Here is a 13,018-nt window from a genome sequence, read left to right as displayed (position 1 = left end):
AATGCCAAATATAGTACACGTAACATACGACCAAACAGGAAAAAGCAAAAGTACCAATCCTTTGGGTATGCGGGAAATGCAGGAAAAAGCTTACGAAGGGAGAACTGCTCAATACTTATTACTTAAAGCACCGCCAGCATCTGGTAAATCTAGGGCTTTAATGTTTATTGCTTTGGATAAATTAAAAAATCAAGGCATAAAAAAAGTAATTGTTGCTGTTCCTGAAAAATCCATTGGAGCATCTTTTGGTACAACAGAATTGAAAAAGTATGGCTTTTTTGCCGATTGGAATCCCAATCCAAGATATAATCTATGTACGCCAGGCGAAGAGAAAAGCAAAGTAACGGCATTCTTAAACTTTTTAGAATCTGACGAACAAATTTTAGTGTGTACACACGCCACTTTGCGTTTTGCATTTGATGGTTTAGACGTAAAAAAGTTGGATGATACTTTGGTTGCTATTGATGAATTTCATCACGTATCAGCAGAAGGTGACAATATCTTGGGACAAGTGTTAAAAAGCATTATGGCAAATTCCAGTGCTCATATAGTTGCTATGACAGGTTCATACTTTAGAGGTGATAGTGTACCAGTTTTAATGCCAGAAGATGAAGCGAAATTTACGAAAGTAACCTATACTTATTATCAACAATTAAACGGCTATGAATTTTTAAAGTCGTTAGGTATTGGCTATCACTTTTATACAGGCAGATATTTCAAAAAAAATCCTGAAACAGGAATTTCTGCTTTAGCAGAAATATTAGATGAGAATCAAAAAACCATTATTCATATTCCGAGTGTAAACTCTGCCGAATCTTCAAAGCTTAAACACGATGAAGTTGACCATATTATTGATGTTTTGGGAACAATAGAATATCAAGACGAAATCACGGGAGTGATTCACATAAAAAGTCACAAAACAGGCAAGATTTTGAAAGTTGCAGACTTAGTTCAAGACAATCCAAAATCAAGGGATAAAATAAGTGGATATTTACGTGAAGTGAAATCGGTAGATGATATTGATATTATTATCGCTTTAGGAATGGCAAAAGAAGGCTTTGATTGGCCTTATTGTCAACACGCTCTAACAATAGGTTATAGAGGTTCGTTGACAGAAATTATTCAGATTATAGGTAGAGCTACGAGAGACAGTAATAACAAATCTCACGCACAATTTACCAACCTCATTGCTCAGCCTGATGCTCAAGATGATGATGTGAAATTGTCTGTAAACAATATGTTAAAAGCCATTACCGCGTCTCTGCTTATGGAACAAGTTTTAGCCCCAAACTTCAAGTTCAAACTAAAAAAAGATGAGGATGATGAAGACGAAGATGATGAGAAAACTATCAAAATTAGGGGTTTTAAATTACCCACTTCACAAAGAGCTAAAGACATCATTGAAACAGATCTAAATGACTTAAAAGCAAAGTTATTACAAGACCCTCAGATGCTTAAAGCAATGCCGGGCAATGTTGAACCAGAGGTTATTAATACAGTTCTAATTCCTAAAATAATCCGCGAAATTTATCCTGACTTAAGTGATGATGATATTGAAGCCGTTAGACAACACGTGGTTGTTGATTCTGTTATAAAAAATAGTACTATTGAAGAACAAGGCGACAAGAAATTTATAAGAATGGCAGGTAGTTTCGTAAACATTGATGATATTCATATTGACTTGATAGACCAAGTAAATCCTTTTCAAAAAGCTTTTGAAATTTTATCAAAATCGGTAACTACTCAAGTTCTAAAATTGATTGACGAGCATATTCAGTCTACTAAATTTGAAATGACCGAAGAAGAAGCGATTTTGTTATGGCCAAAAATCAAAGAATGGGTCAAGAATAATAATGGAGAACAGCCAAACATTCAATCGTTTGACCATAAGGAAAAAAGAATGGCGGAAGCACTAGTTTTTTTGAGAGAACTAAAACGTAAAAAAGCATTGGCAAATGGCTAAGAAGAAACTAACAATAGACGATATCTTTGATGATGACGATTTTGGCTTGTTAGATTCTAAAGCCAAAGCTTCCTCTGTGAAAACAGATGAAGAAAGACTTATTGATTCCTTTGAGGAAATAAATTCATTCTTTGTTAAAAACAATAGAGAGCCAAATAAGTCGAGTATGTCTGAATATGGTTTGATGGCAAAATTGAAAAACTTTAGAGAAAATGAAGCTCAAAAGAAGATTCTAAAACCATTTGACAGGTATAACTTATTGGGCTACGTTGAATTGGAAAAAGCAACAATTGATGATATTCTGAATGAAGAGGATGAACTTGGTTTATTAGATTCGGATAAGGATTTGGACATTTTCAAATTCAAACACACACCAAAACCAGAAGACAGAGCTGAGACAGATTTTGTTGCACAAAGAAAGCCAATTAAAGAAAAAGAGTTTGAAAAATATGAAGTACTGTTTCAAAAAGTACATAAAGAAATTAAAGAGGGAAAAAGGAAGATAAAGCCGTTCAAAAACATTGAAAAAAATCTTCACGTAGGTGATTTTTATTTAATGGATGGCATCCTTTTGTACTTGGAATCTGCGAATTTGAAAACAGAAGAAAAAGAATTAGGTTCAGGAAACAGAGTTCGCACAGAAGGACGTACGAGAACAATTTTTGAAAATGGAACTTACAGCAATATGCTTTTTCGTTCCTTAGGTAAACAAATCCAAAAAAACGGAAAATTGATTACCAATACTTATGAGAAAATCGAACAAGACTTATTTGTTAATACGGGACTTTTAAAGGAAGAAGATATACAATTAGGTTGGATTTATGTACTGAAATCAAAATCAAGCAACACTCAAATAGCAAACATTAAAGACTTATATAAAGTTGGTTTTGCCAGAAATTCAGTAGATGAGCGAATAAAAAATGCAAAGAATGAAGCGACCTATTTATTTGCGGACGTACAGAAAGTAGCGACTTACAAAGTTTATAATAGAAATGCTGACAAATTAGAAGGTCTTTTACATAGATTTTTCGCCAATGCTTGTTTAGACATTGACTTGTTTAATGAAAAAGGACAAAGACTAAATCCGAGAGAATGGTTTGTAGTTCCTTTTGAAGTTATTGAAGAGGCAATTCAGTTGATTTTAAATGAAAACATAGTAAACTACGAATACGACCCTGCTGAGAAAAAGATTAAATTGAAATAAAGTAAAAAGACAAGGACAGTGCTTTCTATTAATTATGCAACGTCAGTTCAGTACACAAACTGACGTTGTTAAAGCAATCTGAATTTAGATATTGTGAAATAACACTTAAAATTATTTATATTTGCTATGAGCTAACGGAAACACGTTGAAAAGCAAAGCAATAAGCACCGTTACCAAATCGTTACCTGACTTCTTTGATAATCTCTATAAAAGGCTTGTATTCAACCGATACAGCTTTTTCCTGAAAACTTTAAAATAAATAAGAAGGAGAAGCTGCAGTTGTCTGTAGCTTTTCTTATTTTTATCCAAATGAAAATAAAATATCATATCCTTTTTTTCTTTTTCTCAAGCTTACTTTTGACTGCCAATGCTCAAAAGTTGAAGCCGGAATATTCTAAAGTTTTAGATGAAAATAGTAGGGAAACTTCAGGTTTGTTATTTTGGAGCAACAAATTGTGGACGCACAATGATGATGGAGATACCAATTTGTATGCTTTGGATCCATTTTCGGGAGAAATCACTCAAACCATTCATTTAGAAAATGTAAAAAATAACGATTGGGAATCTATTTCACAAGATGAAAATTATATTTACATAGGTGATTTTGGAAATAATATTACAGGAAACAGAACTAATTTAAATATCTTAAGAATTGAAAAAGAAGCACTTTTATCAGGAATTCAAAAATTGGACACGATCCATTTTAAGTATTCTGATCAACTAGATTTTACTCCAAAAAAATCAAACACAACCGATTTCGATGGCGAAGCTTTTATAGTTTCCAACGACAGTATTTATATTTTTACCAAACAGTGGACTTCAAAACAGACCAATTTATATTCCTGTCGAAACTTCCGGGAAATTATACAGCAAAGTTCAAAACGAAATTTAAAGTAAATGGATTAATTACAGATGCTATTTTTGTAGACCATAAATTGGTTCTATCCGGATATTCCAAAAAACTGAAACCGTTTATTTATAAGTTTTCTGATTTTCAAGAAAATGATTTTTTCTCAGGTAAAAGTGAAAAAATAAAACTCAAATTGCCTTTCCATCAAGTAGAAGGAATAGCTTCTGAAGACGGAAAAACGTTTTTTTTAACCAATGAATATTTTGCAAAAAAACCTTTTGTGACGAAGAAACAACAAATCCATAAGATCATTTTGGAATAATTTACAATTTTAAAAGCTTGGAGATTTTTAAATAACCAATATGCAATTCGTCTTCTGTTAAAATCTCTTGTTTCGTGATTTTTAATTGAAATTGGTCTTTCGTATTTTTAGGCAATATATCTTCTACTTTGTGAGCGTCATCAATGTCAATTCCGTATTTCTCATCAACATGTGATGTTGCTCCTTTAAAGCCATAATGTTTGTAAAACGCAGTTTCTTTAGAACGTTTTGTAGCACCAGAAAGCGTTTCAGAAACGGTTAGCAGTTTATAATGAAATTCTTCAAGTTCGCCAGGTTTGTAACCTCCCAAGTTTAAAAAAAATAATTTTTCAGCTGTGGCAGTTTGTTGTTTTTGAATCACTTCAATAGAATATCCGTCAACATTGGTTACTTCTCTCCAAGAATCGATGTGGATAATTCCTTTGGCTTCAGGCCAAAAAGCAATCATTTCTGGAACCAAATCTTTTAAAGAGTTTGCAATTCCAAAAAAAGCATCGTGTTGTTCAGTAAGTCGTCCTTCTGGCGTACAGCCAATGATTACCATAAAAAGTTTTTGTTTCATAAGTTCAAAATTAAAATATTTTTGCTAAAATTCTCTAAAAATATTTTTTTGGCTTTATTTTTGGAATATATTTATAAACAAATAAAAAAATAAGTTATGAAAAGAATATTTTTACTATTGACAGTTGTCGCAATGACGGCGCTAACTGGTTGTTCAAACAATGATGATCGTATTTATAGCGATAATGATACGATTGCTGAGGTTTTTGAAATTAACGGAAATACAACTTTTACAGCTGCTAATGGTTACACAATTAATTACACTTTGAGTCCACAAATTTTCTCTTCTGATATGATTTTGGTATATAGATTATCAGGGACAAATGCTGGAAACGACGTTTGGGAAGCTTTACCTCAAACTTATTATTTCAATAATGGTGCTGATGATTTGCTGTATACATTTGATTTTTCTGTTAATGACATCAATATTTACATTGATAGTACTTTTCCAGCAGAAGATGCTCCAGCTTTTTCTGTAAACCAAGTATTTAGAGTTGTAGTTATTCCAGGTTTTTTAAGTAATAAATCGGCAACTAATACAGCTTCAGTTGATTTAACAGATTATAACGCAGTTATGCAAGCTTACAAATTAAATTCTTCAAACGTTAGAACAATCGGAGAAAGATAATATCAATTTTCAATAATAATCTAAAGAGACTTTCGAGTCTCTTTTTTTATGCCTAATATTTAAATAAAAAAAAGCCAGACTACAATTTCAGTCTGGCTTTTTTGGGAATTAGTAATTAAGCTTTCAAAAGCAATAGTTTTGCTGCTTTTAATTTTTTTCGAAAATAAATGGTGTTTGCGTTTCCAAAATATTTGGCAATGGTCAAACGCGCCATTAAATAACTCACGGTTGATTCGGCGCCTTGGTTTAAATTTACGTGCGTTTCTTCTAAGCCGTCAAAACAGCCACCAGTGCAAGGATTGTATATGATTTGTTTCAAGTGATTGTTTCCTAAAAACCAATTGAAAGCCATTTCCATTTTATTCAAATAGTCTTCGTCTTTATAAATATCATGGAATTTTCGCAACGCAAGAATCGTGTACGCCACATCAATTGGCTGTTCGCCAAACTCTTGTTTTTCTTGACCTTTAATGTGCCAAGAACGATTTGAAATCACTTTAATTCCGTTATCTGTAAAAGTATTGTCTAACAGAAAATCAAAAGATTCTTTGGCAATCGTACTGTACTTTTCATCTTTGGTTACAGCGAAAGCGCAAAGCAAAGCTTCCGGAAGAACGCTATTGGCATAAGTCAAATAACTTTCAAACCAGTTCCAACCGTCTTTTGTTTCATGCTTGTACATTTGAACCAATCGGTCAGCAAACGTTTTAATAGAAGCTTGATTGTCCAGTTCTTTTATTTGTCGGTTGAAATAATACGCTCCCTTGATTACAAATGCCATTGCTCTTGGAGAATGCATGTTTTCGGTTTGAAGCATTGCTTTTCTGAAAACATTTTCGGCTTTTTTTATAAAATTTGAAGGTAGGAGAGGCGTTAATGAAATCAAATATCCTAATGCCCAAATCGCACGGCCTGAGCTGTCTTCTAAATTTACAGCATTATTTTGTGGCGTAAAGTTTTTGTTTACATCAACGTAGTTCAAGAATTTTCCTTCATTATTTTGGCAGAATTCCAAGAAATTTAAGTAAATGCTGATGTATTTCAAATCATCAATGTCTCGTGTCAATTTATAATCTTGGCAAACCGCAATCATCGCTCGGGCGTTGTCGTCTAAAGTATAACCTGAATTGGGATCAGGACGATTTAGTTTGGAAAATTGGAACATCGCAAAATCATCCGTCATTTTTTTAACGTGATCCAAGTTCAATTCTGGATTTCTATAATGCAATTCGATTTGATTTCCAGAAACTTTTTGGAACAAAACCGCATGAGCCACTGCTGAATTTTCCCAAGCGGTGTGAATGATTTTATGCAAACCATTCATCACGATATTTTTTCGAAGTCCGATATCATAAATCAATAAGTTTACGGCTTCTGACAGTTTTTTTGAATCTCCAAAATCAAAAGTCAAACCGCAATTGTCAGCAACCATTTCTTTTGCGTGAGGAATTGGTGTCGAAACAATCGCACAACCGCAACTCATGGCATACGAAAAAGTACCGCTGACGGCTTGATTCGGATCTTTTGAAGCAAAAAGATAAATATCAGTCATTTGAAGGTAATCGAGCAGTTCGTTCAATGGCAAATATTTGTTGACAAACTGAACGTGGTTTTCAAGTCCAAGTTCTTGAATTTTTTTAATAAGAGACTCTCGATATATTTCGCCTTCATTGACAACAACGCCAGGATGCGTTTTTCCGATGATCAAAAATAATACATCTGGACTTTTATTGATAATACTTGGCAATGCATCAAGAGTGGTTTCAATGCTTTTTCCGGAACTTAACAAGCCAAAAGTAGAAAGGATTCTTCTGCCTTTTACGCCATATTTAGCTTTCAGGATATTTTTGTCGGTATGCGGAACCAAATGTGTTCCGTGTGGAATTACCGTAATTTTTTCTTTTTCGACTTGATAATCTTCCAAAAGAATATTTGAAGAATTTTCAGTCATCACAATTAAAGAATCGGCTCTGTCAAGAATGTGTTGCACATTTGCTTTAAAAACTTCGTCAGGTCTTGGAAGAACCGTATGAAATACCACGGACAATGGTTTTTGAATGTCGGTAATGAATTTATTGAAAGTGGCAACATTTTCAGCAAACAAGCCAAATTCGTGTTGCAAGACCACAACCTTAATAGCTGGATCATTATTTATTGCATCTGCTACTGAAGCAAAAGAATTGATATCAGACGTATTTAAAGTGTATTTTACTTCTTCCTCTGAATATAAATGTCTTTCGTTATTGTTTTCTAAAGCGCAAACGGTCAATTTAAAAGAACTGACAAATTGCTTATTCAAAGCCTTCATCAAATCTTGAGAATAAGTTGCAATACCACATTCTCTGGGCGGGAATGATGTAATGAATAAAATTTCTGGCAAAGAATCTTCGTCAGAAAAAGAGGAATTAATCCTTGAAGGAAAAATGCTTGTTGTGGAGTTTAAATTCTCAATGTTTGTGGTTTGATTGGTCTTTTTCATTTTAAATCTTTTTTTGCAATTCTCAATTCCTTACTCATTCATCAGTTGGTTTCGAAATTAATTCGAAGTCTTTCCGATCCATTCGTTCGCTCTCTCTTTTGCTTTATTGGCAATACTTCCATTGTCTTCTAGTGCGCTGTTGAATTCTTTTTTTGCTTTGCGCTGCAATTCTTGTAGTTTGCTTCTGAAATTATCTTTTGCATCTTTGGCTGCGTCAGCGAATTTCTCTTTTTTCGATTTTTTCTTGGTTACTAACAAACCTACTACGGCTAAAGCTGCAACTCCTGCTGCAATCCCTAATACTACTTTTTTGTTGCTCATACTGTGTATTTATTATATGGTTATTTATTATTTGTCAAAAATTAAAAGTACTTATCCCTTCAATGATTTGTATTATAGAATTTGAATAATTAGTTATAGGATTAATTTGAAATTGTTACCAATGTTATTAGTGTTCTTGGAATATGTGTGAAACCGTGAATTTTACCTTAATAAACAGGGTGTATTGATATAAAAAGAGATATTATTTAAATTTACCCCTAAAAAAAATAGGGCAGATTGATTTTAAAAAAAAATAAAATATATCTTTGTAACGAATTAGAATGAATTCTTATTTTAAAATCTTTCATATGGCAACATTTCGTTTTCAGGCTTTGGCACAAATCGCAGGTAGAAAACCTGTAAAATTTGAAGAATTGGAGAGAAAATCTGCAATTTTCGGCAGTAATGTATTTAATGATAAAACCATGCGTCAGTTTCTGACTGAAGATGCTTATCAAGGGGTTAAAGATGCCGTGCAGCATGGAAAAAAGATTGATAGAAGGCTTGCTGATTATATTGCCCTGGGAATGAAAGAGTGGGCATTGTCAAAAGGAGTAACACATTATACACACTGGTTTCAACCTTTAACAGGAACTACTGCTGAAAAACACGATGCGTTTTTTGAAACATCTTATGATGGAAGTGATCCAGTAGAGAAATTTGGCGGAGGCCAGTTGGTGCAGCAAGAGCCAGATGCTTCTTCTTTTCCAAATGGAGGAATTAGAAATACTTTTGAAGCAAGAGGTTATACGGCTTGGGATCCAACATCTCCAGCGTTTATCTTTGGAACAACTTTGTGTATTCCAACGGTTTTCATCTCTTATACAGGAGAAGCTTTAGACTATAAAACACCATTGTTGAGAGCGCTTTCTGCAATCGACGATGCGGCAGTAGATGTTTGCCGTTATTTTGATAAAAATGTAAAAAAGGTAACTGCAACTTTAGGTTGGGAACAAGAATATTTCTTGATTGATTCAGCTTTAGCGAATTCAAGACCTGACATTTTGATGACAGGAAGAACATTATTAGGACACACTTCTGCAAAAGGACAGCAATTGGATGACCATTATTTTGGTTCAATTCCAACAAGAGTTCTTACTTATATGAGAGAATTGGAATATGAGTGTATGCTTTTAGGAATTCCGGTTAAAACACGTCATAACGAAGTGGCTCCAAACCAATTTGAGTTGGCTCCGATCTTTGAAGAGACAAACTTGGCGGTTGACCACAACTCTTTGTTGATGGATGTAATGCAAAAAGTGGCAGAACGTCATGATTTTAAAGTATTATTCCATGAGAAACCATTCAAGGGAGTTAACGGTTCTGGTAAGCATAACAACTGGTCATTAGCTACAGATACAGGAGTAAACTTACTTGGGCCAGGTAAAACGCCAATGAGCAACCTGCAATTCTTGACTTTCTTCATTAACACAATCAAAGCGGTTAATACGTATGAAGAATTGATGAGAGCGGCTATTGCAACAGCAAGTAATGACCACCGTTTGGGAGCAAATGAAGCGCCACCGGCAATTATTTCAGTATTTATTGGTCAGCAATTGACTAAAGTATTGGAAGAATTAGAAGGAGTTTCTACAGGAAAATTATCTCCAGAAGAAAAAACAGACCTTAAATTGAACGTAGTTGGAAAAATTCCAGACGTTTTATTAGACAATACTGACAGAAACAGAACTTCACCCTTTGCTTTCACCGGAAATAAATTTGAATTTAGAGCTGTTGGTTCAACTGCAAACTGCGCAAATTCAATGACAACGTTGAATTCAATTGTTGCAAAACAATTGATTGATTTCAAAAAAGAGGTTGATACTTTGATCGATGAAAAAGACATGAAGAAAGACGATGCGATCTTCAATGTTTTGAGAGAATATATTAAGGAAACAAAAAATATCCTTTTTGAAGGAGATGGATATAGCGAAGCTTGGGAAATTGAAGCAGGAAAAAGAGGTTTGAGTAACCACAAGACGACTCCAAAAGCCTTGAAAGCAAAAATCTCTAAAAAAGCATTGGATTTATTTTCTGAATTGAAAGTAATGAACCACGTTGAGGTGGAAGCTCGTTATGAAATCGAATTGGAAGAATACACTAAGAAAATCCAAATTGAAGGAAGGGTTTTAGGCGACATCGCGAGAAACCACGTTGTTCCCACGGCAATTCGTTACCAAAATCTTTTGATTGAGAATGTAAAAGGATTAAAAGACATCTTTGGAAGTGAATATGAAACAATTGCTAAAGAGCAAATTTCATTAATCAGAGAAATTTCAGGACACATTGAAGGCATCAGCGCGAAAGTGGAAGAAATGACTGAAGAACGCAAAAAAGCGAACAACCTTTCTAATTCAGAAGAAATGGCTGCGGCTTACTGCGATATTGTGAAACCTTATTTTGAAATAATCAGAGCGCACTGTGATAAGCTAGAGCTTTTGGTTGACGATGAAATCTGGACACTAACTAAATATCGAGAATTATTGTTTACTAAATAATAGATCTACTAAACTACCACAACAAAGAAAAAGCCTGCTGATTTAGCGGGCTTTTTTGATTTTGGTCAGAATTGATAAAAATCTCTTATGTTTTAGTAGTTATTTTCCTATTAGCATAAATCTGAACACATTATGTATATTAAGAAGATGTAAGATTATAGTTAACTCCCGAAAACGTAATAGTTTAAAAGTTTAAGTTTTGTGCATTTCATCCGATTTTTTGTGCAATTCGTAGAAAAGTTAGATAAAATCAACATTTTTCTTTGTTCTCGACTTTTTTTATTGAAAAAAAGAAATACCTTTGAAAAAGCAAAATACCACTCTTGCTACCTCCAAAAACACAAAAAGCTACATTAAATGTAGTTTTGTCTATATTGATTTATAGTAATTTTCCTCTTAAGACTTTTTTCGCCCCAAGTATTAAATTGTAATTATAACCAATTAAATATTTTTATTATGAAAAAAGTGATTTTAAGCGTAGCTTTTATGCTAGCTACGGGAGTAGCATTCGCTCAAGAGAATTCAGCTACAGTTTCGCAAGAAGGAACTTCTAACGGATCTTCTGTAGTACAAGTAGGTAGAGAAAACACAGCTACAGTTAACCAACAAGGAAACGTTGCTCCAGGTGTTGCAAGTGGTTTAGAAAACAGCTCAATCGTTGACCAATTAGGTGACGAGAACATGGCAGATGTTGACCAAAGAGGTGATTTCAACATTTCTGATGTAAATCAAGATGGTGATAATAACGAAGCAACTGTAAGTCAAGGAAATGGCGGTGGTCAAGCTGAAAATAACAAAGCTTATGCTACACAATTGGGTGATGGTAACAAATCAACTCAAACTCAACGTTTTGACAACAATACAGGTACTGTGACTCAAACAGGAGATGATAACGTTGCTACTCAATTTCAAACTTCTGGACCTGATGGATCAGCTGGAAATACTGCAACAGCAACTCAACACGGTGATGGTAACGAAGTTGACCAAAGACAAGAAGGTCACTCAAACACTGCTTTAGCAACTCAAGGAATTAACCCTTCTTCTTTCCAAGCGTTAAACAACTATGCTTTGCAAGATCAAGATGGAGATTCTAATAATGCAATGATTTCTCAAAGTAACCAAGACAATGAGGCTTACCAATATCAAATTGGGGATAGCAACAGCGCTACAGTTTGGCAAGATGAGGTTCAACCAACCATCAACGGTGGTGACTTAGCAGTACAATACCAAGAAGGTGACAGTAACGCAGCTACTATCGACCAAGGTGAAAACTATTTAGGAGCTCCTTACAATGCTTACCCTCATGGAGATAACGAATCTTACCAAGTTCAATTAGGTGATGATAACATCGCTTACTCAAAACAATCAGGAACTTCAAATATCTCTGGTCAATTGCAAATGGGTGAAGGTAACAATGCTAACCACGTTCAAGTTGGTAACAGCAACGTAGCTGCAACTTACCAAAATGGTGAAGATAATACATCTTCTATTGACCAATTAGGATTAGGAAATGGTGCTTTGACTATCCAAATGGGAGACGGTCACATGAGTACAGTTACTCAAGTTGGTAATACAAACGTATCATTTGTATCTCAATCTAACTAAGATTATTTTATAAAAAGATGGGGCGATTATTCGCCTCATCTTTTATATTTTAAAATTAAAAATCATGAAATCACTATTTATAAAATTAGTTTTCATAACACTTTTTTCTCAAGCAATTTTTGCTCAGGAAGAAGGTGAAAATCCTGGTTTTGATCAATACAGTTCATCTGTTTTTGATTCAAAAGAAAATGCTTTGAATTTAGTTTCAAAAATGAATGTTAACCAGTCATTAAATACACTTTCAAATAATCCTTCAGGAATTATGATCCAGCAAATTGGTGATTTTAATACGGTTAATGCAAGTTTTAAATCATCGAATGTAAATTTTTCTGTTGCACAAAATGGAAATAATAACTTGATTGAAGTTTCAAAAGAAGCAAATTCAATCAATCAAGCTATCATACAAAACGGATCAAATAACACAGTTTCAGATTTTACATATTACACAAATTATGATGTAAATATGCAGATGATTCAACAAGGTGATAACCAAAACATTCAAAATTACGGTACAAATTCGCTTTCGAAAGACATGAAAATTAGTCAATCAGGAAATGGAACCGGAGTAATTATAATCAATCAATAAT

10 protein-coding genes are annotated in these 13,018 nt (G+C 33.8%); 7 read left to right on the top strand and 3 right to left on the bottom strand.

The features are described 5' to 3' along the window. The first annotated feature begins 1 nt into the window (after nt 1). From EG849_RS05430 to EG849_RS05420, 3 genes are all read left to right on the top strand, one after another. Nucleotides 2-1,963 (top strand): DEAD/DEAH box helicase, encoded by a 1,962-nt coding sequence (locus EG849_RS05430; RefSeq protein WP_078720067.1) that lies wholly within the window; start codon nt 2-4, stop codon nt 1,961-1,963. Further along, nucleotides 1,956-3,167 (top strand): GIY-YIG nuclease family protein, encoded by a 1,212-nt coding sequence (locus EG849_RS05425; RefSeq protein WP_059333868.1) that lies wholly within the window; start codon nt 1,956-1,958, stop codon nt 3,165-3,167. The genes EG849_RS05430 and EG849_RS05425 overlap by 8 nt, the downstream gene beginning before the upstream one ends. 309 nt (nt 3,168-3,476) lie before the next feature. After that, a complete protein-coding gene (locus EG849_RS05420; protein ID WP_233581751.1) occupies nt 3,477-4,064 on the top strand; it encodes a hypothetical protein in 588 nt (195 codons plus the stop codon). A 276-nt stretch (nt 4,065-4,340) separates the two neighbouring features. On the opposite strand, the gene EG849_RS05415 is transcribed toward EG849_RS05420, so the two are convergent. Continuing rightward, nucleotides 4,341-4,901: a DUF1543 domain-containing protein gene (locus EG849_RS05415; protein WP_199732256.1), complete on the bottom strand. Its 561-nt coding sequence runs from the start codon at nt 4,899-4,901 to the stop codon at nt 4,341-4,343. A 96-nt stretch (nt 4,902-4,997) separates the two neighbouring features. Between EG849_RS05415 and EG849_RS05410 the strand changes: the two genes are divergently transcribed. After that, nucleotides 4,998-5,528, top strand: coding sequence for a membrane lipoprotein lipid attachment site-containing protein (locus EG849_RS05410; protein WP_125012070.1), 531 nt, complete (start codon nt 4,998-5,000; stop codon nt 5,526-5,528). Between the two features lie 115 nt (nt 5,529-5,643). On the opposite strand, the gene EG849_RS05405 is transcribed toward EG849_RS05410, so the two are convergent. Both EG849_RS05405 and EG849_RS05400 read right to left on the bottom strand, forming a co-directional pair. After that, the gene (locus tag EG849_RS05405) at nt 5,644-8,007 is read right to left on the bottom strand and encodes a glycosyltransferase (protein ID WP_125012069.1); all 2,364 of its coding nucleotides are present in this window, start codon (nt 8,005-8,007) and stop codon (nt 5,644-5,646) included. A 57-nt stretch (nt 8,008-8,064) separates the two neighbouring features. Beyond that, nucleotides 8,065-8,328: a hypothetical protein gene (locus EG849_RS05400; protein ID WP_125012068.1), complete on the bottom strand. Its 264-nt coding sequence runs from the start codon at nt 8,326-8,328 to the stop codon at nt 8,065-8,067. Between the two features lie 308 nt (nt 8,329-8,636). Between EG849_RS05400 and EG849_RS05395 the strand changes: the two genes are divergently transcribed. The 3 genes from EG849_RS05395 to EG849_RS05385 all read left to right on the top strand — a co-directional run bounded on the left by EG849_RS05395 (nt 8,637) and on the right by EG849_RS05385 (nt 13,017). After that, a complete protein-coding gene (locus tag EG849_RS05395) occupies nt 8,637-10,826 on the top strand; it encodes a glutamine synthetase III family protein (RefSeq protein ID WP_125012067.1) in 2,190 nt (729 codons plus the stop codon). A gap of 456 nt (nt 10,827-11,282) precedes the next feature. Further along, a complete protein-coding gene (locus tag EG849_RS05390) occupies nt 11,283-12,431 on the top strand; it encodes a hypothetical protein (RefSeq protein ID WP_125012066.1) in 1,149 nt (382 codons plus the stop codon). 64 nt (nt 12,432-12,495) lie between these two features. Further along, nucleotides 12,496-13,017, top strand: a complete 522-nt coding sequence (locus EG849_RS05385; RefSeq protein WP_125012065.1) for a hypothetical protein — start codon at nt 12,496-12,498, stop codon at nt 13,015-13,017. Nucleotide 13,018 lies beyond the last annotated feature (1 nt).

Source organism: Flavobacterium macacae, assembly GCF_003865365.1.
In the GTDB taxonomy this organism is placed as follows: Bacteria; Bacteroidota; Bacteroidia; order Flavobacteriales; family Flavobacteriaceae; genus Flavobacterium; species Flavobacterium macacae.
The sequence above is the reverse complement of the archived record's forward strand: the minus strand, read 5'-3'. Positions and strand labels throughout refer to the sequence as shown.